At 73.1% G+C, this 23717-nt stretch carries 24 protein-coding genes; 14 read left to right on the top strand and 10 right to left on the bottom strand.

Annotated elements, in window-relative coordinates:
• Positions 1–21: 21 nt before the first annotated feature.
• Positions 22–972 (bottom strand): hypothetical protein, encoded by a 951-nt coding sequence (locus IE308_RS29825; RefSeq protein WP_190220308.1) that lies wholly within the window; start codon positions 970–972, stop codon positions 22–24.
• Between the two features lie 384 nt (positions 973–1356).
• Here IE308_RS29825 and IE308_RS29820 point away from each other — a divergent pair, with 384 nt between their 5' ends.
• The 4 genes from IE308_RS29820 to IE308_RS29805 all read left to right on the top strand — a co-directional run bounded on the left by IE308_RS29820 (position 1357) and on the right by IE308_RS29805 (position 3807).
• Positions 1357–2250, top strand: a complete 894-nt coding sequence (locus tag IE308_RS29820) for a DMT family transporter (RefSeq protein WP_110627093.1) — start codon at positions 1357–1359, stop codon at positions 2248–2250.
• A 283-nt stretch (positions 2251–2533) separates the two neighbouring features.
• The gene (locus tag IE308_RS29815) at positions 2534–3067 is read left to right on the top strand and encodes an NUDIX hydrolase (RefSeq protein WP_190220307.1); all 534 of its coding nucleotides are present in this window, start codon (positions 2534–2536) and stop codon (positions 3065–3067) included.
• A 9-nt stretch (positions 3068–3076) separates the two neighbouring features.
• Positions 3077–3469 (top strand): YidH family protein, encoded by a 393-nt coding sequence (locus tag IE308_RS29810; protein WP_110627095.1) that lies wholly within the window; start codon positions 3077–3079, stop codon positions 3467–3469.
• The gene (locus IE308_RS29805; RefSeq protein ID WP_373314627.1) at positions 3457–3807 is read left to right on the top strand and encodes a DUF202 domain-containing protein; all 351 of its coding nucleotides are present in this window, start codon (positions 3457–3459) and stop codon (positions 3805–3807) included. Before IE308_RS29810 ends, IE308_RS29805 begins: the two co-directional genes overlap by 13 nt.
• Positions 3808–4052: 245 nt before the next feature.
• Here the strand turns inward: IE308_RS29805 and IE308_RS29800 are convergent, their stop codons facing one another.
• Positions 4053–4991: an NADP-dependent oxidoreductase gene (locus IE308_RS29800; protein ID WP_190220305.1), complete on the bottom strand. Its 939-nt coding sequence runs from the start codon at positions 4989–4991 to the stop codon at positions 4053–4055.
• 113 nt (positions 4992–5104) lie between these two features.
• Between IE308_RS29800 and IE308_RS29795 the strand changes: the two genes are divergently transcribed.
• From IE308_RS29795 to IE308_RS29780, 4 genes are all read left to right on the top strand, one after another.
• Entirely contained in the window at positions 5105–5401 is a 297-nt protein-coding gene (locus IE308_RS29795; protein WP_110627097.1) for a hypothetical protein, read from the top strand.
• Positions 5402–5590: 189 nt separating this feature from the next.
• Positions 5591–6616: a phosphotransferase family protein gene (locus tag IE308_RS29790; protein ID WP_110627098.1), complete on the top strand. Its 1026-nt coding sequence runs from the start codon at positions 5591–5593 to the stop codon at positions 6614–6616.
• Between the two features lie 2 nt (positions 6617–6618).
• Positions 6619–7836: an acyl-CoA dehydrogenase gene (locus IE308_RS29785; RefSeq protein ID WP_190220304.1), complete on the top strand. Its 1218-nt coding sequence runs from the start codon at positions 6619–6621 to the stop codon at positions 7834–7836.
• Between the two features lie 188 nt (positions 7837–8024).
• Positions 8025–8945 (top strand): LysR family transcriptional regulator, encoded by a 921-nt coding sequence (locus IE308_RS29780; RefSeq protein ID WP_110627100.1) that lies wholly within the window; start codon positions 8025–8027, stop codon positions 8943–8945.
• On the opposite strand, the gene IE308_RS29775 is transcribed toward IE308_RS29780, so the two are convergent.
• Genes IE308_RS29775 through IE308_RS29765 form a run of 3 tightly spaced genes read right to left on the bottom strand, consistent with a single transcriptional unit; the run spans position 8884 to position 11931 of the window.
• Entirely contained in the window at positions 8884–9477 is a 594-nt protein-coding gene (locus IE308_RS29775) for a TetR/AcrR family transcriptional regulator (RefSeq protein WP_110627101.1), read from the bottom strand. The genes IE308_RS29780 and IE308_RS29775 overlap by 62 nt on opposite strands.
• A 28-nt stretch (positions 9478–9505) precedes the next feature.
• The gene (locus IE308_RS29770; protein ID WP_190220303.1) at positions 9506–11170 is read right to left on the bottom strand and encodes a class I adenylate-forming enzyme family protein; all 1665 of its coding nucleotides are present in this window, start codon (positions 11168–11170) and stop codon (positions 9506–9508) included.
• Entirely contained in the window at positions 11167–11931 is a 765-nt protein-coding gene (locus tag IE308_RS29765) for an SDR family oxidoreductase (protein ID WP_190220494.1), read from the bottom strand. Before IE308_RS29765 ends, IE308_RS29770 begins: the two co-directional genes overlap by 4 nt.
• Before the next feature lie 154 nt (positions 11932–12085).
• Between IE308_RS29765 and IE308_RS29760 the strand changes: the two genes are divergently transcribed.
• On the top strand, positions 12086–13312 hold the full coding sequence (locus IE308_RS29760) for an exo-beta-N-acetylmuramidase NamZ family protein (protein ID WP_190220302.1): 1227 nt from the start codon (positions 12086–12088) through the stop codon (positions 13310–13312).
• Positions 13313–13391: 79 nt separating this feature from the next.
• Positions 13392–14714: a serine-threonine protein kinase gene (locus IE308_RS29755; protein WP_190220301.1), complete on the top strand. Its 1323-nt coding sequence runs from the start codon at positions 13392–13394 to the stop codon at positions 14712–14714.
• A gap of 33 nt (positions 14715–14747) precedes the next feature.
• Here the strand turns inward: IE308_RS29755 and IE308_RS29750 are convergent, their stop codons facing one another.
• Positions 14748–17537 carry a penicillin acylase family protein gene (locus IE308_RS29750; protein ID WP_190220300.1) on the bottom strand — a complete coding sequence of 930 codons (2790 nt, stop codon included), beginning with the start codon at positions 17535–17537 and terminating at the stop codon, positions 14748–14750.
• A gap of 291 nt (positions 17538–17828) precedes the next feature.
• On the opposite strand from IE308_RS29750, the gene IE308_RS29745 reads away from it, so the two are divergent.
• Both IE308_RS29745 and IE308_RS29740 read left to right on the top strand, forming a co-directional pair.
• Entirely contained in the window at positions 17829–18431 is a 603-nt protein-coding gene (locus tag IE308_RS29745; RefSeq protein WP_110627107.1) for a hypothetical protein, read from the top strand.
• A gap of 80 nt (positions 18432–18511) precedes the next feature.
• Positions 18512–19237, top strand: a complete 726-nt coding sequence (locus IE308_RS29740; protein WP_190220299.1) for a 3-keto-5-aminohexanoate cleavage protein — start codon at positions 18512–18514, stop codon at positions 19235–19237.
• Here IE308_RS29740 and IE308_RS29735 read toward each other — a convergent pair.
• Positions 19183–19905 (bottom strand): hypothetical protein, encoded by a 723-nt coding sequence (locus IE308_RS29735; protein ID WP_190220298.1) that lies wholly within the window; start codon positions 19903–19905, stop codon positions 19183–19185. The two genes, IE308_RS29740 and IE308_RS29735, sit on opposite strands and share 55 nt — an antisense overlap.
• A gap of 153 nt (positions 19906–20058) precedes the next feature.
• Here IE308_RS29735 and IE308_RS29730 point away from each other — a divergent pair, with 153 nt between their 5' ends.
• Entirely contained in the window at positions 20059–21129 is a 1071-nt protein-coding gene (locus tag IE308_RS29730) for an RNA ligase (ATP) (RefSeq protein WP_190220297.1), read from the top strand.
• 459 nt (positions 21130–21588) lie between these two features.
• Here IE308_RS29730 and soxR read toward each other — a convergent pair whose 3' ends face one another.
• On the bottom strand, positions 21589–22053 hold the full coding sequence (gene soxR / locus IE308_RS29725; protein ID WP_190220296.1) for a redox-sensitive transcriptional activator SoxR: 465 nt from the start codon (positions 22051–22053) through the stop codon (positions 21589–21591).
• A gap of 133 nt (positions 22054–22186) precedes the next feature.
• Here soxR and IE308_RS29720 point away from each other — a divergent pair, with 133 nt between their 5' ends.
• Positions 22187–22648, top strand: coding sequence for a MaoC family dehydratase (locus tag IE308_RS29720; RefSeq protein WP_190220295.1), 462 nt, complete (start codon positions 22187–22189; stop codon positions 22646–22648).
• Between the two features lie 7 nt (positions 22649–22655).
• Here the strand turns inward: IE308_RS29720 and IE308_RS29715 are convergent, their stop codons facing one another.
• Positions 22656–23279 carry a TetR/AcrR family transcriptional regulator gene (locus IE308_RS29715; protein ID WP_110627113.1) on the bottom strand — a complete coding sequence of 208 codons (624 nt, stop codon included), beginning with the start codon at positions 23277–23279 and terminating at the stop codon, positions 22656–22658.
• A gap of 108 nt (positions 23280–23387) precedes the next feature.
• Complete coding sequence (locus IE308_RS29710; RefSeq protein ID WP_110627114.1) at positions 23388–23675, bottom strand: YiaA/YiaB family inner membrane protein; 288 nt, start codon at positions 23673–23675, stop codon at positions 23388–23390.
• Positions 23676–23717 lie beyond the last annotated feature (42 nt).

Here is a 23717-nt window from a genome sequence, read left to right as displayed (position 1 = left end):
CTTAGGTGGGTGGTCGGGGGGTCAGCCCGCGCCGAGGGCGCGGTCGCGGGCGGCACGGAAGGCGGGGTGCGGATCGCGGTCGGGGTAGGACCAGGGGGCGGGGGTGGGGTGGTCGCCGATGCGGTGGAAGAGGGCGGCGGCCTCGGCGCCGCGGCCCTCGCAGACCTTGGCGTGGGCGAGGAAGTTGAGGTCGACGAGGCGTCTGGGGTGGCCCTCGTGCTCCCATTCGAGCCACCAGTCGAAGGCGGCCTTCATCACCTGGCGGGCCCGGCGGCCGGTCCAGTGCCCGGACGCGGCGGGGTCGGCGGGCTCGAACCCGGCGGCGGCGAGGACGCGGTAGCGCTCGGCGTGGGCGACGACCGGCAGGACGGCGATCGGCGAGTCGGCGGGCGCCTCCTCCGCGGCCCAGGAGGCGAAGTCGTACACCTCGTGCAGCGGGTCCGGGCCTGCGTCGGCGCGGCGCTCGGCGAGGCGGGCGACCATGAGGTGATGGGCGTGGTGGTGCTCCGCGTGGCGGGCGCGGACCTGCTCGAAGGTGCGCACGACAACGGTGTCGTCGCCCACCTCGCGCTCCAGCTGGAGCAGCCCGAGCCAGGGCGTGGGGTCCTCCGGGACGCGGGCGGCGGCCAGTGCGCAGGCCTCCCGGGCGCGGGCCGGCTTCTCCTTGCCGCGTAAGCAGCGCTGCACCAGCGCCAGGGCGAGCAGGGTGGCGGCGTCGGCGGAGTCGGGTTCGGCCAGCAGCCAGTCGCGGGCCCAGGCGGCGCAGTACGGTTCCTCGGCGAGGACGGTGACGCGGTGGCCGCGGCGGTCCCAGTCGTCGCCGGTGCGGGCGAGCAGGGTGCGGACCGCCTGCCAGCGGCCCTGGGCCAGGGCGGAGCGCGCCGCGGTCAGGTCGGCGTCGTCGAGAGCGGCGTCGAAGACCTGCGCCGCGCGTCTGCGGCCGCGGCCGAGCGGGGGCGGGGGTGGGGACACCGCGGGACTACCTCGTGTTCCTCGTGCTGCCGGTGGTGCTCATCGGCCCGCCGACGGCCGATCACGCACAGCAAACCCGCAGCCAATACTTGGCGTCAAGGGCCGTCGGCACATGACACGCTCCAACTGCTTTGCGAATGGCGGGATTTGATCGGTCCCGCGCGGCACCCACCGGCGGAGATCCAGAAAGTGACCCCGCGGCGATGTGACGTACGTCATAGCCAGGCGGCGTTCCGGCCCTGACGATGGCTGGACCCATCCGCCCGGCCCGGGGCACTCCCCGGCGTCCGATCCCGCCGGGCACTCCCAGGGACGGCACCGGCTCTGGGAGGCTACGGTCGGCCCTTGCGACCGTGGCCCGACCCGACGATCGAGGTACGCAGCGTGTCGGTTCTCATCCTTGTCCTCGCCGTGAGCGCGGCGTGCTGCCTGGGCTTCGGGTTCGTCCTCCAGCAGGACGCGGCCCGCAGGGCGCCGCTCGGCGACTTCCTCTCCCCGCGGCTGCTGCTCGACCTGATGCGGGTGCCGAGCTGGCTCGGCGGCATCGGGCTGATGGTCGCCGGCATGGCGCTGGGCGCGATCGCGCTCGGCCAGGGCGAGATCTCGCTGGTGGAACCGCTGCTCGCGACGAACCTGCTGTTCGCGATGGCCCTGTCGCGGCACCGCACCCGGCAGCCGCTGGGCCGCCAGGGCTGGAGCGGGCTGGCCCTGCTCGCCGGCGGGGTGACCGCGTTCATCGTGGCCGGGCAGCCGCGCGGCGGCACCGCGCACGTCGATCCGCTGCGGCACTGGCTGATCATCGGCGCGATGACCGGGCTCGCCCTGGTGCTCACCACCTACGCCAAGCGCTCCCGGCTGAGTGCCGGACCGGCCCTGCTGGCCACCGCCGCCGGCCTGCTGTACGGCGTGCAGGACGCGCTGACCCGGATCAGCGGCCAGCGCTTCGGCGAGGGCGGTCTGGCGCACCTGCTGACCGGCTGGCAGCCGTACGCCGTGGCGGTGCTCGGGGTGACCGGGCTGGTGCTGGTGCAGAGCGCCTTCGAGACGGCCTCTCTGCGGATGTCGCTGCCCGCGCTGACCGCGGCCCAGCCGCTGGCCGGGATCCTGTGCGGGGTCGGCTTCCTCGGCGACCGGCTGCGCACCGACGCGGGCGCGCTCGCGTGGGAGGCGGCGGGGCTGGCGGCGATCGTCACGGGCATCGTCGTCCTGGGACTGCACCCGTGCATGCCGCAGGGCGTGACACGGGCGGAACGGGTGCGGGACCTGCAGCCGAGCTGAGCGGCGCACACGGGCAAGGCCGCCGGGCTGAGGGCGGCACGCCCGGGGCGGGCTGAGGGCGGCAGGACCGGGCAGCCGAGCTGAGCGGAAGGCCTGGGGCAGCCGAGCTGAGAAGTGTGCCTGGGCTGGCCGCCGGCCGAGCTGAGGGCGGTACGCCAGGGCCAGCCGGCTGAGCGCGGCATCCCTGGGGCGGCCGAGCCGAGCAGCGCGCCTGGGCCGGCCGCCGGCCGAGGTGAGGGCGGCGCGCGTCGGGACCGGGACCGGCCCTGCTTGGATGGGTCGCATGAGCGCTGCTGACGAGATCCTCGACATCGTCGACGACCAGGACCGGGTCGTCGGGCAGTCCCCGCGGGGCGAGGCGTACGCCGAGGGCCTGCGCCACCGCTGCGTGTTCATCCTGGCCCGGGACGCGGAAGGCCGGATCTTCGTCCACCGCCGCACCCCGACCAAGCTGGTCTTCCCCTCCCTGTACGACATGTTCGTCGGCGGGGTCGTCGGCGCGGGCGAGTCCTACGACGACGCGGCCCTGCGCGAGGCGGAGGAGGAGCTGGGCGTGAGCGGGCTGCCGCGGCCGGAGTTCCGCTTCAAGTTCCTCTACGAGGACGGCGCCGGGCACGGCTGGTGGTCGGCGGTGTACGAGGTGCGCTGCGAGCTGCCCGTCGCGCCGCAGGTGGAGGAGATCGACTGGCACGGCTTCCTGTCCGAGGCGGAGGTCGAGCGGCGGCTGACGGAGTGGGAGTGGACGCCGGACGGGCTGGCGGCCTACCGGCGGCTGCGGGAGTTCCAGGCGGAGGGCCGGGGCCGGACCGACGGGTAGGGTCCTGCCGTGATCGATTTCGTGCGCAACGTCCGGTTGTGGTTCGCGCCGCAGCGTATCCGCGAGGAGGGTGGCACGCCGGACTACCGGTTCTCGCTGGCGAACGAGCGCACCTTCCTGGCCTGGCTGCGGACCGCGCTCGCGCTGATCGGCGGCGGCTTCGCGGTCGACCAGTTCCTGCCGGACCTGCGCTGGGGCTGGCGCGTCGGCCTGGCCCTCGCCCTCCTCGCCTCCGGCGTCCTGTGCGCCCTGCGCGCGGTGAACCACTGGGTGCGCTGCGAGCGGGCGATGCGCCGGGGCGAGGACCTGCCGGTGTCCCGCTTCCCGACGGTCCTGAGCCTCGCGGTGGCCGTGGTGGCGCTGGCGATGGTCGTGGTGGTGCTGGTCGGGTGGGCGGGGTGAGCGCCGGCCGGGGGCGCGGATCCGCGGGGGGCGCCGGGCGCGACCCCGGGCTCCAGCCGGAGCGGACGCGGCTCGCGTGGCGGCGTACGACGCTGGCGTGCACGGTGGCCGCGGTACTCGGCGGGAAGAGCGCGCTGCACGGCGGGGCGTCGGCGGCCGGGATCGCCGGCAGTGCCGTCTGCTTCCTGCTGTGGCTTGGCTTCCTGCTGGTCGCCCACCACCGCATCCGCACCCTCGCCACCACCGCCCGGCCGCCGGTCCTCGCCCCGCGCCACGCCACCGCGGCGGCGCTGTGCACGGTCGCCCTGGCGGTGTGCGCGACGGCTCTGGTGGTGTGACCGGACGGCAGCCGCGCGCGGACCGTGCCTGCCGCGTCACCGGACGGCAGCCACGCTCACTGGCGGATGTCCTTCCCGTGCGCGGTCGTGCGGGGCGGGGGCCCGGCCGGGCGGGCCGCGCCTGCCGTATTACCGGATGAGGCCGCGCGCAGGCCGCGCCTGTCGTATTACCGGACGAGGCCGCGCGCAGGCCGTGCCTGCCGCGTCACTGGACGGGAACCGCGCGCGGGCCGTCCTGCCGTCCGCTACAGCGAGTCCCGTGGCACCGTCACCACGATCTTGCCCCGCGTCCGGCCCGTCTGGTTCAGGCGGTGCGCGTCCGCCGCGCGGTCCAGCGGGAACGTGTCCGAGACGTGCACGCGCACCACGCCCTGGTCCGCCAGCTCCGACAGCTGCTGCAGGTCCTCCGCGTCGGGGCGGACCCATGAATACAGGCCGCCGTAGGTGAGGACGTCCGGGTCGGCGATCGAGGACAGGCGCCCCTCGGGGGACAACAGGGTCACCGAGGCCTGGAGCGCGTCCCCGCCGACCGTGTCGAAGGCCGCGTCGACGCCCTCCGGCGCCAGTCCGCGCACCCGTTCGACCAGCCCCGCGCCGTACGCGACCGGCTCCCCGCCCAGCTGCCGTACGAAGTCGTGGTTGGACTCGCTCGCCGTGCCGATGACGCGGGCGCCGAGGTGCCTGGCGATCTGCACGGCCAGGGAGCCGACGCCGCCGGCGGCCGCGTGCACCAGGACGGTCTCGCCCCGCTTGACCCGCAGCGCCTTGGTGAGCACCTGGTAGGCGGTCAGCCCGGCCAGCGGCAGTCCGGCCGCCTCCTCCCAGGTGAGGGTGCGCGGCTTGCGGGCGAGGGTGCGCACGGGGGCGGCGACGTACTCGGCGAAGGTGCCACGGGAGAGGAAGTCCTCGCGGACGTACCCGATCACCTCGTCGCCGGCCGCGAACTCGGTGACGGCGACGCCCGGCCGCACGACGACGCCCGAGACGTCCCAGCCGGGGACGACCGGGAAGACCGCTTCGAACATGCCGTCCAGATAGCCCTCGCGGCACTTCCAGTCGACGGGGTTGACGGCCGCCGCCCGCACCTCGACCAGGACGCTATCGGGTCCGACCTTGGGTTCGGGCAGCTCGCCGTACTCCAGGACGTCGGGACCGCCGTACCGGCTGTAGCTGATCGCCTTCATGGCTCCGACCCTCGGGGGTACTCACACGCCACGCAAGCCGGATGCCCGGATATGCGCCGTTCGCGTGGCAGCCTGTCCGTCGGCATCCCCCGGCGGCACCGAAGGTGAGCACCATGACGACCGAGCACCACCAGCACGCCTCGCACACGCACACCCACGGACCGGACTGCGGGCACACCGAGGTCCCGCACGACGGCCACGTCGACTACGCGCACGACGGCCACCTGCACCGTGAGCACGCCGGCCACTGGGACGAGTGCGAGCGCGACGAGCACCTGCGGCACGACGGCCACGAGCACCGGCACGGCCCCGACTGCGGGCACGAGAGCGTGCTGCACGGCGACCACGTCGACTACCTGCACGACGGTCACCGGCACGCCGTCCACGACGGCCACTGGGACGACCACTAGGCCGCCGCCCCCCGACGACCGACCGGCGCGAACCCGAAATCCGGTCACGACGGCTCCCCGCTCTACTCCTCGGGGAGCCGTCGGCCTATCGTGGCCCCGATCACCTTTGCGCTCCGCACTGGACGACATACCGACTGGTCGGCATGATGAGTCGAGTCGACCGTCCGTCCCCTTTCACAGGAGCGCTGTATGAGCCCCGACCACCCGCCCGGACTCGATCTCGACCGGCTGCGCGGCCTGCTCGACCGTGAGCGGCCCGGCCTGGTGCAGGGCGCCCTGACCGGCCGGCTGATCGAGGGCGGACGGTCGAACCTCACCTACGCGGTCACCGACGGCACCTCGAAGTGGGTCGTCCGCCGGCCCCCGCTCGGCCATGTGCTGGCCACCGCGCACGACATGAGGCGCGAGCACCGGGTGATCAGCGCGCTGCACCCGACGAGCGTGCCGGTGCCGACCCCGGTGCTGCTGTGCGAGGACGAGGAGGTGCTGGGGGCGCCGTTCTACGTCATGGACTTCGTCGAGGGCACCCCGTACCGCACCGCCGACCAGCTCGCCCCGCTCGGTCCCGAGCGCACCCGCCAGGCGGTGCTGTCGCTCGTGGACACGCTCGTGGAGCTGCACGCCGTCGACCCCGGCGAGGTGGGCCTGGCCGACTTCGGCCGCCCGGAGGGGTTCCTGGACCGGCAGCTGCGGCGCTGGGGCAAGCAGCTGGACGCCTCGCGCAACCGCGAGCTGGCCGGCATCGACGAGCTGCACGCCGCGCTCGGCCGCGCGCTGCCCGCCTCGCCCGCCCCGGCGGTGGTGCACGGCGACTACCGGCTCGACAACGTCCTGATCGGTCCCGACGACCGCATCCGGGCGATCCTCGACTGGGAGATGTCGACGCTGGGCGACCCGCTAACCGACCTCGGCCTGCTGGTGATGTACAGCATGCCGCTCGGCATGCCCGACTCGCCGGTCTCCACGACCGCCGAGGCCCCCGGCCACCCGGCCCCGGCCGAGCTGATCGCCCGGTACGCCGAGCGCTCCGGCCGGGACGTGTCGGCCGTCTCCTGGTACACGGCGTTCGCCTGGTTCAAGCTCGCCGTGATCCTGGAGGGCATCCACTACCGCTACACGCTGGGCCAGACGGTCGGACGCGGCTTCGACCGCATCGGCGACCTGGTCCCCGTCTTCATCCGGCACGGTCTGACGACCCTCCAGGAAGGTGAGTAGGCATGGACTTCGCGTTCGACGCACGCACGGAGGAACTCCGCGCCAGGCTGCTCGCCTTCATGGACGAGCACGTCTACCCTGCCGAGGCCGTCGCGCACGAGCAGCGCGCGGGGCTGTCCTCGCCGTGGGAGAACCCGCCGGTGCTGGAGGAGCTGAAGGCCGAGGCCCGCCGACAGGGCCTGTGGAACCTCTTCCTGCCCGACGCCGAGTACGGCGCCGGCCTGACGAACCTCCAGTACGCGCCGCTCGCCGAGATCATGGGCCGCTCGCCGCAGCTGGCGCCGACCGTGACGAACTGCGCGGCGCCGGACACCGGCAACATGGAGGTGCTGGCCCAGTTCGGCGACGAGCAGCAGAAGAAGCAGTGGCTGGAGCCGCTGCTGGCCGGGGAGATCCGCTCGGCGTTCGCGATGACCGAGCCGGACGTGGCCTCCTCGGACGCCACCAACATCACCACGCACATCGAGCGGGACGGCGACGAGTACGTCATCACCGGCCGCAAGTGGTACATCTCCGGTGCGATGCACCCGGACTGCAAGATCTTCATCGTGATGGGCAAGACGGACCCGGACGGGCCCGACATCCGCCGCCAGCAGTCCATGGTGCTCGTCCCGCGGGACACCCCCGGCGTGACGATCAAGCGGGCGATGCAGGTCTTCGGCTACGAGGACCACTACCACGGCGGCCACGCCGAAATCGTCTTCGACCACGCGCGCGTGCCGGTGACGAACCTGATCGGCGAGGAGGGCGGCGGCTTCGCCATCGCCCAGGCCCGGCTCGGGCCCGGCCGGATCCACCACTGCATGCGGCTGATCGGCATGGCCGAGCGGGCGATCGAGCTGATGTGCCGCCGGGCCGTGGACCGGGAGGCGTTCGGCAAGGCGCTGGCCCAGCAGGGTGTCGTGCACAACTGGATCGCGGACGCCCGGGTGACCGTCGAGCAGCTGCGGCTGCTGGTGCTGAAGACGGCCTGGCTGATGGACACCGTGGGCAACCGGGGCGCCCACACCGAGATCCAGGCCATCAAGATCGCCACCCCGCGCGCGGTGGTCGACATCCTCGACCGGGCGATCCAGCTGCACGGCGCGGGCGGGGTCAGCCAGGACTTCCCGCTGGCCGAGCTGTACGCGGGTGCCCGCACCCTGATGATCGCGGACGGCCCGGACGAGGTGCACCAGCGGTCGCTGGCCCGGCGGGAGCTGAAGAAGTACGTCCCGTAGGGGCCGTCAGTAGCCGCCCGAGTAGGGGTGGTCCTCGCGGGCCAGGGCCCGGAGGAAGGACAGGAACCGGTCGAGGAGAGAGGGTCTGCGTGTCATGCGTCCAGCGTGGCCCGCGGGCCCTCCACCGGTCCAACAGATGGTTTCGCTGTCTCCCATCTCTGCGATAGATGGATCACTACGATGGATGCATGGAGATCCGTCAGCTCCGCCACTTCATGGCGGTCGTGACCGAGGGCAGCTTCACCGCCGCCGCCCGCGCCGAGCTGATCGTGCAGTCGGCGCTCAGCACCTCCGTGCGCAACCTCGAACGGGAGCTGGGCGCCGATCTGTTCGAGCGGACGGGCCGCCGGGTGGTGCTCACGGAGGCCGGCCGGGCGCTGGTGCCCCAGGCCCGTGCCCTGCTCGCCGACGCCGAGGCCGCCCGGCACGCGGTGGCCGCCGTGACGGGGCTGGCCGCGGGCCGGGTGTCCATCGGCACGATCCAGACGCTGACCTGCGTCGACCTGCCCACCGAATTGGCCCGCTTCCACCAGGAGTTCCCGGGCGTGCAGGTCTCGGTGCGGGACGCGACCGTCGGGGAGCTGACCGACGCGCTGCGGGCCGGTGAGCTGGACCTGGCCTTCCTCGCGCCGGACGGGCGGGAGCTGCCCGAGGGACTGCACGCCCACGCCTCCTGGCAGGAGGAACTGGTGCTGATCACCGCGCCGGGGCACCCCCTGGAGCAGGCGGGCCGCACGCTCATCAAGGACCTCGCCGACGAGCCGTTCGTCGACTTCCGCGCCGGGACGGGCCTGGAGACGGCCGTCCGGCGCCTCGCGGCCCACTGCGGCCTGGAGCGCCGTATCACCTGTGACGTCACCCAGATCGGGCTGCTCGTGGACCTCGTGCGGGCCGGGATCGGGGTGGCCTTCGTGCCCCGGGCCATCGGCGAGCGGGCCGGGCTGCCGTGCGTGCGGATACGGCAGCCGGAGCCGGGCCGCACGGTCGTGCTGGCGGGGCGGGGGTCGCCGCCCCGGAACCCGGCGGCCGCGGCCCTCGCCCGTCACCTCACGGCCGCAGCGCCCGCAGCAGCAGGTCGGCCAGGTGGTCGGCGACCTCCTGCGGGCTGAGCGGGCCGTCGGGGCGGTACCAGGTGGACAGGTGGTGGACCGAGCCGAAGTGGTAGTCGACGACGAGGTCCGCGGGAGTGGCCTTGGAGAACACGCCCGCCTGCTGGCCCTCCTCGATCAGCGCCCGGAAGCGCTCGTGGTAGCGGCGGCGCTCGGCGCGCACCTGCTTGTTCTTCTCGGGGCTGAGGTGGTGCATGGACCGGAAGAAGATCGACGCGTCGTCGAGGTTCTCGATGGTGGTGACCACCACGTCCGCCGCGGCGCCGCGCAGCCGCTCCTCCACGGGCGCGTCGAGGCGGGCGAAGTGGTCGAGCCGCTCCTGCTGGACGCGCAGCACGCGCGCGTACACCTCGTGCAGGAGGTCGTCCTTGGAGCCGAAGTAGTGGTACAGCGCCCCCTTGGTGACGCCGGCCGCCTCGACGATCTCCTGCACCGAGGTGCGGTCGTAGCCCTGCTCCGCGAAGAGCCGGGTGGCGGCGGCCAGGAGCCGCTGCGGCACGGGTGTGCCGTCTGTGTCCGTCGTCCTGGGCACTGCCGCCACCTGCCTTTCCGAGCTGCTGCTAGTTGTCTCGCACGCGGGAACGCAGTTCCCGACGGAGGATCTTCCCACTTGCCGTCTTGGGCAAGTCGGGCAGGATCTCCACCTGCCGCGGATATTTGTAGGCGGCCAGTCTCTCCTTGCAGTACGCCGCGAAGTCGCCGGGGTCCGCCTCGGCGCCCGGACGCAGGCTGATGTAGGCCTTCACGGTCTCGCCGCGGTAGCCGTCGGGGACCCCGACGACGGCCGCCTCGCGCACCGCCGGGTGGGTGTAGAGCACGTCCTCGACCTCGCGCGGCCACACCTTGAAGCCGGACGCGTTGATCATGTCCTTCTTGCGGTCGACGACGTACAGCCAGCCCTGCTCGTCCATGAAGCCGATGTCGCCGGTGCGCAGCTCGCCGCCGGGGAAGGTCTCGGCGGTGGCGTCGGGGCGTCGCCAGTAGCCGGGGACGACCTGCGGTCCGCGCACCACGATCTCGCCCTGCTCGCCGAAGGGCACCTCACGGCCCTCCTCGTCGACGATCCGCACGATGGTGTCCGGCCCGGGCACGCCGACGGCCAGCGTCCCGGAGGCCGGGTCGACCGGGGCCTGAAGGTGCGGCGGCACGGAGGCGCAGGGGGCGGTGCACTCGGTGAGGCCGTAGCCGTTGCGGATGTACGGTCCGAAGCCCGCCCGGAACTTCTCCACCAGCGCGGGCGGCAGCGGGGCGCCGCCGGAGGAGATGACAGTGAAGGACGCGAAGTGGTCCCGGGTGCACGAGGGGTGCGCGGCCAGCGCCATGAACGCGGTGGACGGGCCGACGGTGTAGTGCGGGCGGTGCGCGGCGAACGCGTCGAGCACGACGCCCGCCTCGAAGCGGTACGCCAGCACGAGCGTGCCCGCGCTGTCCAGGCAGGCGCCGAACTGGCAGACCATGCCGGTGATGTGGAACAGCGGCGCCAGCGCGAAGTAGACGGGTGCCTCGGGCAGGCCGAGCCCGGTGCGCTGCCGCTCGGCGTTGTACATGATGTTGCCGTGCGTGTTGGTGGCGCCCTTCGGGGTGCCGCTCGTGCCCGAGGTGTAGCTGATCAGGGCGATGTCGGCGGGGGCCGGGTCGCGGTCCTGCGGGGCCTGGTGCCCGGCGCGGGCGACGGCGGTCAGGTCGTCGGCGTCGGCCGGCTGCGGCAGCCGTTCGAAGGACAGCACGCGCGGGTCGTCCGCGCTCTGGAAGTCCCGCTCGCAGGCGGTCAGCACGACCCGCACCGGCGAGCCCTCGGCCGTCTCGCGCAGATACGACTCCCAGGCCCGGTCGGAGCAGATCAGCGCAGCGACCTCGCCGTCCTTCAGCACATGGGCGACCTCGCCCGACTTGTACATGGGTTTGACGGGGACGACGACCGCGCCCGCCTTCCAGGCGCCGAGCACGGCGAGGACGAAGTGCGGGGAGTTCTGCAGGAGTACGGCGACCCGGTCGCCGCGTCCGACGCCGCGCCCGGCGAGGTACCCCGCGACGGAGTCGCTCAGCTCGTCGGTCTCGCGGTAGGTCAGCGCGCCGTCGAAGTAGGCGAGGAAGGGGCGCTCCGGGGCCTCGGCGACGGCCCGGCGCAGGGCGTGCACCAGGGAGTCGGCGGGGTCGACGGGGGCCCGCTGGGCCTCGGTGAGCAACGCGGTCCAGGGCCGGGCGGCGTACCGGGACTCGGTCACTGGGCGGCCTCCCACTTCTGCTGGAGGTGGTTCATGTGGGTCAGCCAGCGGTCGGGGTCGCCGGCGCGGGCCTGGTAGAACCCGGCGACCTCGGGGTGCGGCAGGATCAGGAAGCGGTCCTCCTCGATGCCCTGGAACAGCGCCTCGGCGACGTCCTGCGGTTCGATCGCCGTGGGCTTGAGCACCAGGTCGCCCGCGCTGCCGGTGGAGTCGAGCATGTCGGTGCGCACGCCCTGCGGGCAGATGGCGTGCACCTTGATCCCGCGGTGCCGGTAGGTCAGCGACAGCCACTCGGCGAAGGCGTAGGCGCCGTGCTTGGTGACGCTGTAGGGGGCGGCGCCGATCATGGTGAGCAGCCCGGCCGCGGAGACGGTGGACACGAACCGGCCGCTGCCGCGCTCCAGCCACTCCGGGACGAGGGCCTCGGCCGCGCGGACGTGCGCCATGACGTTGACGTCCCAGGCGAGCGCCCAGACGCTCTCCCCGGCGGCCTCCGAGCCGCCCGAGCCGACACCGGCGTTGGCGCAGTACACGTCGACGGTGCCGCCGAGGGCGTCGCGGGCCTCGGGGACGATCGCGGAGGCGTCGCCGGGTACGGCGATCCCGCCGATCTCCTCGGCGACGGCCTTCGCCTTGTCGGCGTCCAGGTCGTTGACCACGACCCGGGCCCCCTCGGCGGCGAACCGGCGGGCCAGCGCGGCCCCGATCCCGCCCCCCGCTCCGGTGACGACGACTCCAGCACCCTGCACGGCTTCCACGATCGGTCTCCTTCGACACGCCTCGGCCCGGCTCCCGGCCTTTGCGGCGCCAGACTAACCGGTCGGTATGTGTGAAGGAAGGGGTATCCGGCCGAACCTATGGGCGTACGCGTCCAGCCACCGACGGCCTGCACCTTCCCCACCCCGGAGGTCATCCATGCGCCTGTCCAGACGGACCCTTCTCGCGTCGGCGACGATCGCGGCCGTTCCCGCACCGGCGGAGGCACAGCCCCACGCCCGCCTGCGGACCGGTTTCGAGCGCCTGCGGGCCGACGGCTACCGGCTGCTGGAAGGCGACCGCGTCGGCGTCGTCACCAACCCCACGGGGATCACCCGCGACGCCCGCCACATCGTCGACGTGATGCACGCCGACCCCGGTGTGCAGGTGACGGCCGTCTTCGGCCCGGAGCACGGCTTCCGCGGCACGGCCCAGGCCGGCGGTTCCGAGGGCCGCTACGACGACCCGGCGACCGGCCTGCCCGTGTACGACACGTACCTCAAGAGCGGCCGTGCCCTCGCCGACGTCTTCACCGCGTCCGGCGTGGACACCGTCGTCTTCGACATCCAGGACGTGGGCGCCCGCTTCTACACCTACATCTGGACGCTGTACGACTGCCTGGAGGCCGCGCAGCTGGCCGGAAAGCGGTTCGTGGTGCTGGACCGGCCGAACCCGGTGACCGGCCGGTCCGCCGAGGGGCCGGTGCTGCACCGGGAGTTCGCCACGTTCGTCGGCCGGCAGCCGATCTCGCAGGCGCACGGGATGACGGTCGCCGAGCTGGCCCGGCTGTTCAACGAGGAGTTCCTGACCGCGCCGGCCGAGCTGGACGTCGTGACGGCGACCGGGTGGAAGCGGCGCGCCTGGTACGACGCCTCGGGGCTGCCGTGGGTGCCGCCGAGCCCGAACATGCCCACCCCGGACACGGCCCTGGTGTACTCCGGCACCTGCCTCTTCGAGGGCACGAACCTGTCCGAGGGGCGCGGTACGACCCGCTCGTTCGAGCTGCTGGGCGCGGAGGGCGTGGACGGACGCTGGGCGGCGGCCGCGAACGAACTCGGGCTGCCGGGCGCGCACTTCAGGGAGGCGTACTTCGCGCCGACCTTCTCCAAGTTCCAGGGCAGGACGGTGGGCGGTGTGCAGATCCATGTGCACGACCGGGACGCCTACGACCCCGTGCGCACCGGGATCGCGCTGCTGGTGACCGCGAAGCGGGTGTGGGGCGGCTTCGCCTGGCGGCCGGACAACTGGATCGACAAGCTGACCGGGTCCACGTGGGTGCGCACGGCGATCGACGCGGGCGCGGGCCCCGACGAGGTGGTGGCGGGCTGGCAGGAGGAGCTGGCGGCGTTCCGGCGCGTGCGGGAGAAGTACCTGCTGTACCGGTGAGCGTGACGTATGGCCAATTCCCCCGGTTCGCAGGACGATGCGCCACAGGCGCGCCGCTTCGGGGACGAGGGGGTCCGGCATGGCAGAACCGGCGATGAGTGTGTCTCCGTACTGGGAGCTGACCTTCGACGCGGACGGTGATCCGGACGCCCGCGGCCGGGACCGGCTGCTGGCGGGCGCCGCGGACCGGGGGGTGCGCGATCTGGTGGTCCTCGCGCACGGCTGGAACACCGACCGCTCGGCGGCGACCGGACTGTTCAGCCGCTTCCTGGCGCCCTTCCCCGAGCTGGCGCCGGGCGCCCCGCTGGGGTTCGCGGGGGTGGTGTGGCCGTCGATGAGGTTCGCGGACGAGCCGATCCCCGACTTCCCGCGGTCGGTGGCGGCGGAGACGACGCGCCGCCCCGCGCTCGACAAGGACACCCGGCACGCGCTGCTGGAGACCTTTCCCGGGCGCGCGCCGGTCATCGAGCAGATCGCGCGGCTGCTGGAGCAGCAGCCGCGCGAGGCGGAGGGGCTGGAGGAGTTCGGCCGGCTGGTGCGGCTGCTGGTGGAGGTCGTCCCGCCGGGCCCGCAGGCGCTGTTCGCGGCGGACACGCTGGCCGAGGGCGTGCCGCAGGACGGGCCGGGGATGTTCCGCCGGCCGGTGGCGGCGGTGTGCGAGGAGTTCGCGGCGGCGCTGGCGCACGTCGAGGGGCGCGCGGACGGTCCGGCGTTCTCGCTGCCGAACCCGTGGGAGGGCGCGCACGAGCTGCTGCGGCAGGCGACGTACTACGCGATGAAGCGGCGCGCGGGCACGGTCGGCGAGCGCGGGCTCGGCCGGGTGGTCGGGCAACTGGCCGCCGCGGTGCCCGGGGTGCGGGTGCATCTGGTCGGGCACAGCTTCGGCGCGCGGCTGGTGTCGTTCGCGCTGCGCGGGCTGCCCGAGGGTGTGCGCACGGTCAAGTCGGTCACGCTGCTGCAGGGCGCCTTCTCGCACTACGCGTTCGCCTCCCGGCTGCCGCACGACGCACGCGCGGGCGGCCTGCTCCAGGGCCAGCAGCACCGCGTCGACGGTCCGCTGGTGTGCTGCCACTCCCGGTACGACTCGGCGCTCGGCACCTTCTACCCGCTCGCCTCGCGGATGGCGGGCGACGCGCGGGGCGTGGCCGCCGAGGGCTTCGGCGTCGGGCAACTGCTGGGCGCCAGGTGGGGAGCGATGGGCTACGACGGTGTGCAGGCGGTGCCGGGCACGCGCGCGATGACGCTCGCGGAGGCCCTGCGCGGCCCGCTGCCCGCCTCGGGGTGCGTCAACGTGGACGCGGCGGCCGTGGTGCGGCGCGGCGGGCCGCCGTCCGGGGCGCACAGCGACATCCTGCACCGGGAGCTGGCGCGGGTGGTGGTGGCGGCGGGCCGGATCGCCTGACCCGCCGCCACCGAAGGCCGTACGCGGCGCTGCTCAGCGGTGGGAGGTGAACTCCACGACCTGCTGGTAGGTCGGCCGGTTCTGCCAGCTGATCCGGTAGTGCTTGATGCCGCCGAGGGTGCGCTGGACGATCGAGTCGGCGCACCACTGGTCACCGGCGGCGCACTGGTCGTCGCCCGGGTAGACCTGGGCTGCGGTCTTGCCGGCGGCCTCCTTCAGGGTGCCGAGCAGGAGGTCCTGGCAGGCGCCGAGGCTGCCGCCGCCGCAGTACTTCTGCGCGAGCGGCCCCTGCACCTGCTCGCCGAGCACCGCCCGGATGTCCTTGTCGACATAGCTCCACCAGCCGTACTGGAAGGAGCTTCCGGCGTGCGAACCGGTCGGGCCGTGACCGGCCGACGGGGCCTCGTCGACGGGCAGGTTGGCGGTGAACGCGGTGTACAGGTCGCTGCCGAGACCGGGCTCGAACTCGGCCTTCACCAGCAGCGGCCACCAGGCGTCCAGGATCCGGATCGCCTCCGCGTTCGCGTACGTCTTCGAGCCCGCCGACGTTTCGGTGCGCCGGGCGCCCGCCGCGACCCAGGCCTGCAGCTTGCCGACCGCGGCGGCGGCCGTGGTGTCGGTCACCGGGGAACTGGTGACGACCTTCAGCAGGTCGGGCAGTACGTCCTCGGCGCGCAGGTCGGCGAGGCCCGCCTCGGCCATCGCCTTGACGAGGGAGACACGGGTGACGTCGCCGGCGGCGACGAGCCGCTTCACCCGGTCGTCGAGCAGGTTGCCGCGGTGCACCGAGCCGTTGCCCCAGGGGGCGGCGGTGTAGTCCTTGGCCTGCTTGTTGTTCCAGGAGATGTAGTAGTCCTGGTCGACGGAGTTGGGGTGCTGCTCGGGGGGTGTGTAGTCGGCGGTGTTGGCCGCCGGGTCCCAGCCCCGCCACTCGTATCCGGGCCGCGCCCACACGGGGAACTCGGCGTCGACGCCGTCGGCGCGCACCGGGTTGTCGCCGCTGTTGTAGTACGCGGTGTGCCGGGCGTCGGCGTAGAACCAGTTGAAGGTGTAGTTGATGTGCTGCACGGCCCGCTGGAAGTCCTGCGGTCCCTTGACGTAGTCGGGGTCGTTCAGCATCTGGAAGCCGATGATCGAGTCGGCCTCGTGCAGGAACGAGGAGCGCAGCGAGGTGCAGGCGACCTTCTTGCCACCGACGGTCGCGCGGTACTCGACCGGCCCGTACTTCGTGCGCCACACCCGCATGGTGTACGACCCGGCGGCCGTGCCGTCGGCGACGGTCGGCTTCCAGGCGTTCTTCTGCTCGACCTTGTCCATCGCCGTGCAGGTGCCGCGGTACAGGTAGTGGTAGTCGTCCTGGCACAGCTCGACGGCGTAGGTGTCGATGATGTCCTGGCCGGACGTGGTGGCGCTCCAGGCGTAGTCCTGGCCGCGGCCGAGTTCGACGTAGAAGCTGAGCCCGGCGAAGGAGGCGCCGCGGGCGCTGAGGCCGGGGCCCTGGATCTCCTGGAGCATCAGCAACTGCGGGGCGAAGTAGCCCGTCTGCGGTCCGAAGACGGCGACGGGGTGGCCGCTCGCGGTGTGCTCGCCGCTGACGACGAGGGCGTTGGACATGCCGCGCCGGGCGGAGCTGACGGCGGCCTTCGCGGCGGTGGCGGAGGCGCGGTCCGCGGCGGTGGCGGTCGCACTGCCGGTACGGTCGTACAGCAGCGGCTCCTGGGTGACCGACCCGGCGTCGGGCAGGGCGCGGCCCTGCGGGTCGGCGGGCCGGGTGGCGTACGGGAAGCTCTCGCCGTTGTGGACGGTGAGGACCGCCTCGGGGTCGTTGCGCTCGCGGAAGGACTCCCAGACGCGTGTTCCCTCGGTCACGCCGTACTTGTTCTGCGCGGCCAGCAGCGACAGGGCGTTGTTGACCTCTCCCCCGCCGCCGGAGCCGAAGAGGGCGCCGACCACGGAGGCGAGCGCCACCAGGTCGGTGATCTTGAAGTGTTCGATGGTGCCGGCGTTGGTGATGGAGTCCTTGTGGCCGGTGAGGACGTACTCGCCGGGGAAGTAGCGGCCGCTGTCGGAGGCGTCGATGTAGGCGTTGATGCCGTCGAGGTAGGCCCGGGCGTCGGCGAGGGCCTGCTGGCCGCGGGCGCCGTTCGTGGCGACGGCCCGGTCGATCTGGGCCTGGAGGTCGGCCTCGGTGTAGGGGGCGTTGCGCCAGAACTGCTGCTCCAGGCCCTGGTTGGCGGGGGCGCCGCCGGCGAAGGAGGTCAACTGGCCGCGGCCGACGTGCCGGAAGACGTCCATCAGCCACAGCCGGTCCTGGGCTGCGGCGTACCCGGCGCCGAACTCGGTGCCGTACCGGGTGGTGCCCGTGATGTGCGGCACACCGGTCTTCTTGTCGCGGACGATGGTGACGTCGCCGCGCCCGGCGGGCTTCTCGGTGGAGGCGACCTGGTCGGAGGGCACGCCGAACGAGGCGTCGTCGAAGAACGAGTTGATCTTCTCGGTGGTGAGCCCGGAGTAGCCCGTGGCGAGGTTCGCGTAGGGCCCGAGCTGGTCCTCGGCGTGCGCGGGCTGGGTGCCGAAGGCCTGGTTGAGCAGGATCTGGGCGAGGGTGGCGTTGCCGTTCTCGCCGGGCGGCAGGATGTCCGAACACTGGCCGCCGCAGTGGTCGTTGGCGGCGGTTTCCGCGGCGGCGGAGACGGCCGTCGTGGAAAGCGGAGTCAAAAGCCCGGCAATGAGGACGCATACGCCGGCGGTCTTCAGGAACCCGGGGAATCTGCCAGGAGTTCTCAGTCTGTCAAGCGTGCTTCGTGGGGTGCGCCATGACATTGGGCGGCTCCTACCGACGTGGGGTTGGCCGGATGTTACCGGCGGTATCCCCGCGTTTGAAGATGAACATGCGTCACTTCTCGGCGCCGCGACGGGTTCCGGGAAGCGGGGCGCGGGGTCAACCGGGGCGGCCTTATGGGCTGTCATCGGAAAACGGATGGAGCCGGATCGAGTGTCGATACGTCTATTCGGCGACGTCGTACGGATGTCGCGGGGGACGAAGGGCGACATCCGTGGGACGACGCCGAAGTGACCGAAGTACAGGTGCAGGTGTGACGGAGGTGCAAGGCGATGGCCGGTTTCCGGAGTCTGGCGAGACAGGTGCGGGACCCGCGGTGCGATCTGGCACTGCGGCGCTACTCCCTGCGCAAGTGCCTCGAACGGTTCGCCCCGTACGGCCACAGGGCGACCTGGGACCACTTGTGCACACGCTGGGGCTTCGGCCCCGAGGACAGGTCTCCCGACCCGGCGCGGCTCGTGGCCGCGCTGGACGAGCTGGAGGAGGCGCGGTCGGTGTGGCTGGCCTATGAGGTCGAGTTCGCCGAGCGGCGCAAGAAGGAGAAGCACGACGGGCTGCGCCGGCCGGGCAGCGTGGACGACTGGCACCGAATGACCTGGGGCGGTTTCGGCGTCGCCTGGTGCGACGACCCGCGGCGGCACCCGCACGAACCGCTGGCGGAGGTGCTGCGCCGGCTGATCGCGGCGCTGGAGCGCGAGCCGGGCTCGGCCTGCCCGGTCTGCGACGGCACCCGACTGACCTGGAGGTACGACCTGGACCACGAGCCGTCCTCGGGCCCGGTCTGCGCGGACTGCGGGATCCTGGTGCCCGCCCCCGTGCTCACGCCCGAGTCCCTGGCCCGGTCCAGGCGGGCCAGGCAGCTGGTGTCGGCCTAGCGCGACGGGGGTGCGCCGGGGATGCCGCACCCCCCTTCGGCCCGCGGGCCGTTGTCAGTGGCGCCTGGCACCATCGGGACATGGTGCAGGTGTGTCTCAACGGCGAACGCGACGCGACCGACGGCGCCCGGATCCCGCTCACCCCGGACGCGCTGGCCACCGCCGCGGCCGAGGCGGTGGCGGCCGGGGCCACGGACATCCACGTCCACCCGAAGACCCCGTGCGGCCGTGACTCGCTCTCCCCCCGGGTGGTGACCCCGGTCCTGGAGGCGATACGGGCCCGGGTGACGGTCCCCGTCGGCGTCACGACGGGCGCCTGGACGGAACCGGAGGCGTCGGCCCGTGTGGCCCGCGTCCGCAGCTGGACGACCCTGCCCGACCACGCCTCGGTCAACTGGCACGAGCCGGGCGCGGAGGAGGTGGCCGCGGCCCTGCTGGAGCGCGGGGTGGGGGTCGAGGCCGGCATCTGGTCGGGCACGGACGGCGCGGCACGCTTCGCCCGCTCCCCTCTGGCCGGGCAGGTGCTGCGCGTCCTGGCGGAGGTGACGGACCCCGACCCGGACACGGCGCCCGACACCGCCCGCGCCCTCCTCGCGTCACTGGCCCGCCACGGCCGCCCGGTCCTCCTGCACGGCCAGGACGGCGGCGCCTGGCCGGTCCTCGGCCTCGCGGCGCGCCTGGGCCTGGCGACCCGCATCGGCCTGGAGGACACCCTGTTCCTGCCGGACGGCGGACAGGCGGCGTCCAATGCTCAGTTGGTGGCGGAGGCGGTGTCCCAGTACGGATGCGCCCAGCGCTCGTCATAGGGCAAGGCGACCAGTGCGGCGCGGATCGCCAGGTCCTCGGCGCCCGCGGCGCGCAGCCGGGCCGCACCGGGCCCGGTCAGCCAGGCACGCAGCTCGGCGACGGCCCGGTCCTCGACGTCGCTGTACCACCAGTCGAACGGCGAGGCGTCGGACAGCAGGTCGTCCAGCCACATCCGGGCACAGCGGACGAGGTGCGCGTCGGCGGCCGGCCCGGGAGCCCAGGCACCCAGGAAGGGAGCAACACTCCGGGCGATCGTGGCGCAGGTCTCGAAGACGTCCTCGACCGGATAGAGCGGCTCGGGGACGGCCAGCGCGTCCTGCCACCAGGCCCGCAGGAAGGCGTCGACGGCCGCGGCCTGTTCGGCCGGCCAGGACCGCCAGTCGAGGAGGACGAGGCCGTGTACGCCCCAGCCGACCCCGACGAGGGTGCCCTCGGCCATCGCGCGGGCGGCCTGGGGCAGCAGGCGGCGCATCGACGCGGCGTGGTCGGTGAAGTGATCGGCCACCTCGAAGACGAACCGGCTCAGGACCTCCGGCGGCACAGGCGTGTCAGGCGTGCGCAGGCAGGCCGTCTCCTCGGGGGTGTGGCACCGGCCGCAGCCGGTCTCGTGCGGGCTGGCCCATCCGGCGAACACCGCGTCGATGTCCGCGAGAGCGGTCGACAGCATGGGAGAAGACTCCCGTCGTGACTCCGCGCACGGCGTCACCGCCGGCCGAAGATCGCGACTCTAGCAGCGGTTAAACCGCTCGCTCCACCGCTTTGCCGTCCGGACAGTGAAAGGCGATGACAAGCAAACGCCCACCTCTCAGGAGGAGTTGAGATGTCGACGCTCCGCGTCACCGCCGAGTTCCTGACCGTCCACGAGCATCCCGACGCCGACGCGCTCGAACTGGCCCAGGTGGGCCTGTACCGGGCCGTCGTGGCGAAGGGCGCGTACCGCACGGGTGACGCGGCCGTGTACATCCCCGAGCAGGCGGTGCTGCCGCCGGAGCTGATCGAGGAACTGGGCCTGACCGGACGCCTGGCGGGCGGCCGCTCGGACCGGGTGAAGGCGGTGCGGCTGCGCGGCGAGCTCTCGCAGGGCATCGTGTGCCGCCCGAAGGCACTGGCGGACGTCGATCTGAGGCAGGCGGCCCTGGCGGGCACGGACTTCTCCGAGCGGCTCGGCATCACCAAGTGGGTCCCCCCGGTCCCGCCCATGATGAACGGCGACGTGGAGCCGGCCGCGGATCTGCTCCCCTGGGTCGACATCGAGAACATCCAGCGGTTTCCGGGGATCTTCGCGCCGGGCGAGGCTGTGGTCCTGACGGAGAAGCTGCACGGCTCGGCGTGCCTGCTGACGTACGTCGCCGACGAGGACCGGGTGTACGTGTCGTCCAAGGGCTTCGGTGCGAAGTCGCTCGCGCTGAAGGAGGACGCGCGGAACCTGTACTGGCGGGCGGTACGGCAGCACGGCGTGGCCGAGGCCGCGGCCCGCCTCGCCCGCCGTCTGGGCGCCCGGCGGGTCGGCGTCTTCGGCGAGGTGTACGGGGCGGGCGTCCAGGACCTGTCGTACGGCGCGGACGGGCGCCGGGACGACCGGCTGGGGTACGCCGTGTTCGATGTGTCCGCGGAGATCGGGGGCGCGGTGCGGTGGCTGGACGCGGCGGAACTCCTGGACGGTGAGCTGCCGTTGGTCCCACGTCTGTGGGAGGGGCCGTACGACGCGGAGCACGTGCTGTCGCTGGCCGACGGTCGGGAGACGGTGTCCGGGCGGTCGCTGCATCTGCGGGAGGGCGTGGTGATACGGCCCACGGTGGAGCGCTACAGCGAGGTGACGGGCGGCCGAGCCATCGCCAAGGCGGTGAGCCCGGCGTACGTCACGCGGAAGGGCGGCACGGAGTACGAGTGAGCGGGGTCGGCTGCGCCCACCTAGGCGGGCTCGGCGCCGGGCGCCACTGCTGGCCGGGGGTGGGTCGCGCGGCCCGGCGCTGACGGGGTGCCGCTGCGCCCACCCGTGCCGCCCCAGCGGCACGACTGCCCGCAGCTAGGCGGACTGACGGCCGCTGCAGGGTGGGCGCCGGCCCAGCGGTGCGGCTGCCCGCAGCTGCGTGGGCTGAGTGGGAGAGCCGCCGACGGCGGGGAGGGGACGTGTCGGGGGGTGTCCGCCCGCAGCGGGCGCCGGAAAGAAGCGGCACGAATTTGACCGTACCCAGCGGCGCACCGAGGACGGATACCCCCCGGCGCGGCCCCGACTCACAAACCGGCCGCAGGCGCTACGCACGCCACAACGCAACCGCAACGGGCCGCCGCAGGCATTCAGGGGCGCGGGGAACTGCGCGAGCAACCACCCACCCACCCGCACCCGGCACTACGGCCGCGCCCGTTCCGCCATCAGGCGCGACCCCGTCAACCGGTCCCCGAACGTGTCGTCCGGGTTCGACAGGACGCACGAGTCCAGCGACAGACACCCGCAGCCGATGCAGTCGGTCAGATGGTCCCGGAGCCGGTTCAGCTGCCGGATCCGCTCGTCCAGTTCCGACCGCCACTTCTCCGACAGCCGCGCCCAGTCCTCCCGCGTGGGCGTCCGCTCCTCCGGCAGTTCCGCCAGCGCCTCCCGGATCGTCGCCAGCGGGATCCCGACCCGCTGGGCGGCCCGCACGAACGCCACCCGCCGCAGCGTGTCCCGGCTGTACCGGCGCTGATTGCCCGCCGTACGGCGGCTGCTGATCAGCCCCTTGGCCTCGTAGAAGTGCAGCGCGGACACCGCCGCCCCGCTGCGCGCGGCGAGCTGGCCGACCGTGAGCTCATGGACCTTCTCGGGAATGCTGGGCACTCCTCGAAGACTACCCACCCCCCACAGCCGCCCGGGTCCGTTGACAGGCGCCCCCCGGCCGACCATGCTAAGCAGTTGCTTAGACACGTGACCAGACGTGACCAGATCAGACAGCACACGAGAGGCCGGGACCATGGCAGAGCCGAGGATCTTCACGTCCGCCGACGAACTGAAGGCGGCGGTGGGCGAGCAGCTGGGCTACACCGACTGGCTGGAGATCGACCAGAAGCGGATCGACCTGTTCGCCGAGGCCACCGGCGACCACCAGTGGATCCACGTGGACCCGGAGAAGGCCGCCGCGGGCCCGTTCAAGACGACCATCGCGCACGGCTACCTCACCCTGTCCCTGCTCCCGCTCTTCGGCCCGCAGCTCATCGCCGTCGAGGGCGTGAAGATGGGCGTCAACTACGGCACGAACAAGGTCCGCTTCCCCGCCCCGGTCCCGGTGGGCTCGCGCCTGCGCGCCACCGCCACGATCACCGGCGTCGACGACGTCCCCGGCGGCCTCCAGGTGACGACGGCCTTCACGGTCGAACGCGAGGGCGGCGACAAGCCGGTGTGCGTGGCGGAGTCGGTCGCCCGGTACTACCTCTGATCCCCTGTCACTTCACGCCCACCATGCGCAGCACGAGGTCGGCATAGAGCGCGCCGACCTCGTCCGGCGTCCACGGCCCGTCCACGTTGAACCAGCGCGCCACGTCGATGCAGAGCGAGAGCACCGCCAGCGTCGTGCCCTTGACGTCCAGCACGTCGAACTCGCCGGCCGCCACGCCCTCCTCGATGATCCCCCGCACCTCCGCGTCGCACTGCCGGCGCAGCGCGAGGATCTCGGCGCGGGCGTCGGGCCCGAGGGAGTCCAGCTCGTACTGGACCACCCGTGCGGTCGTACGCCCGCCGGCGTGCCAGCGGACGAAGGAGCTGACCGCGTCCGCGAGCCGCTCGCTGGGCGTGCCGTCGCGCCGGGCGGCGGTCCGCAGGATGTCGAGGGCCTTCTCGTGGCCGATGCGGCTGATCCGGTGGAGCAGCTCTTCCTTGGTCTTGTAGTGGATGTAGAGCGCGGCCGGGCTCATACCGGCGCGACCCGCGATGTCGCGGGTGGTGGTGGCGTGGTAGCCGCGCTCGGCGAAGGCCTCCACGGCGGCGACCAGCAGGCGCCGGGCCGCGTCAGGGGTGACCTCGGCCCACGGCTGCTTCTCGCCGCCGGCCGTCTCCTCCGCCGTAGTCATCACTTCTTCGCCTCTCTCGGTGACAGGAGACCCCACCATACCGCCGAAGGTGAGCGGTTGCTTAGAGCACCGACCGGGGCGGAGATGACGAACCGCCGCCCCGTGCGCTCACAGCTTCTCGAAGGGATCATGCTCCGCGAGCAGCTTCTCCAGTCGTGCCTGGTCCACCCGGCTGACGATCTGCCCGGCCTCCTGCCGGTCGCGGATGACCTTGGCGAGGGTGAAGGCGGAGGTGACGAGGTACAGGACGGCGATGGCGAGGAAGCCGCGGACCCAGGCGTCCGCGTTCAGCCGGAAGATCCCGACGGCGGTGGCCGCCATGGCCACGGCGAAGGACGCGACGGCCTGGCCGTAGAAGGCGGCCGTGCTCTGCTGCTTGACCGGTGTGTCACTCATGCGCCCCAGCCTGCGCGGGAGTGAGGCGCGACACATCCGTCC

This window comes from Streptomyces griseosporeus, from assembly GCF_014656055.1.
Classification (GTDB): domain Bacteria; phylum Actinomycetota; class Actinomycetes; order Streptomycetales; family Streptomycetaceae; genus Streptomyces; species Streptomyces griseosporeus.
Note: the sequence above shows the minus strand (reverse complement) of the source record. Positions and strands in the feature narration are given on the sequence as shown.

What these genes read in the sequence shown, in the direction of transcription:
- IE308_RS29815 (WP_190220307.1), top strand. Translation starts at nt 2,534, where the DNA reads ATGAGCGCTGCTGACGAGATCCTCGACATCGTCGACGACCAGGACCGG.
- IE308_RS29800 (WP_190220305.1), bottom strand. Translation starts at nt 4,991, where the DNA reads ATGAAGGCGATCAGCTACAGCCGGTACGGCGGTCCCGACGTCCTGGAG.
- IE308_RS29795 (WP_110627097.1), top strand. Translation starts at nt 5,105, where the DNA reads ATGACGACCGAGCACCACCAGCACGCCTCGCACACGCACACCCACGGA.
- IE308_RS29790 (WP_110627098.1), top strand. Translation starts at nt 5,591, where the DNA reads ATGAGCCCCGACCACCCGCCCGGACTCGATCTCGACCGGCTGCGCGGC.
- IE308_RS29785 (WP_190220304.1), top strand. Translation starts at nt 6,619, where the DNA reads ATGGACTTCGCGTTCGACGCACGCACGGAGGAACTCCGCGCCAGGCTG.
- IE308_RS29780 (WP_110627100.1), top strand. Translation starts at nt 8,025, where the DNA reads ATGGAGATCCGTCAGCTCCGCCACTTCATGGCGGTCGTGACCGAGGGC.
- IE308_RS29760 (WP_190220302.1), top strand. Translation starts at nt 12,086, where the DNA reads ATGCGCCTGTCCAGACGGACCCTTCTCGCGTCGGCGACGATCGCGGCC.
- IE308_RS29755 (WP_190220301.1), top strand. Translation starts at nt 13,392, where the DNA reads ATGGCAGAACCGGCGATGAGTGTGTCTCCGTACTGGGAGCTGACCTTC.
- IE308_RS29750 (WP_190220300.1), bottom strand. Translation starts at nt 17,537, where the DNA reads ATGTCATGGCGCACCCCACGAAGCACGCTTGACAGACTGAGAACTCCT.
- IE308_RS29745 (WP_110627107.1), top strand. Translation starts at nt 17,829, where the DNA reads ATGGCCGGTTTCCGGAGTCTGGCGAGACAGGTGCGGGACCCGCGGTGC.
- IE308_RS29740 (WP_190220299.1), top strand. Translation starts at nt 18,512, where the DNA reads ATGGTGCAGGTGTGTCTCAACGGCGAACGCGACGCGACCGACGGCGCC.
- IE308_RS29735 (WP_190220298.1), bottom strand. Translation starts at nt 19,905, where the DNA reads ATGCTGTCGACCGCTCTCGCGGACATCGACGCGGTGTTCGCCGGATGG.
- IE308_RS29730 (WP_190220297.1), top strand. Translation starts at nt 20,059, where the DNA reads ATGTCGACGCTCCGCGTCACCGCCGAGTTCCTGACCGTCCACGAGCAT.
- IE308_RS29720 (WP_190220295.1), top strand. Translation starts at nt 22,187, where the DNA reads ATGGCAGAGCCGAGGATCTTCACGTCCGCCGACGAACTGAAGGCGGCG.
- IE308_RS29715 (WP_110627113.1), bottom strand. Translation starts at nt 23,279, where the DNA reads ATGACTACGGCGGAGGAGACGGCCGGCGGCGAGAAGCAGCCGTGGGCC.
- IE308_RS29710 (WP_110627114.1), bottom strand. Translation starts at nt 23,675, where the DNA reads ATGAGTGACACACCGGTCAAGCAGCAGAGCACGGCCGCCTTCTACGGC.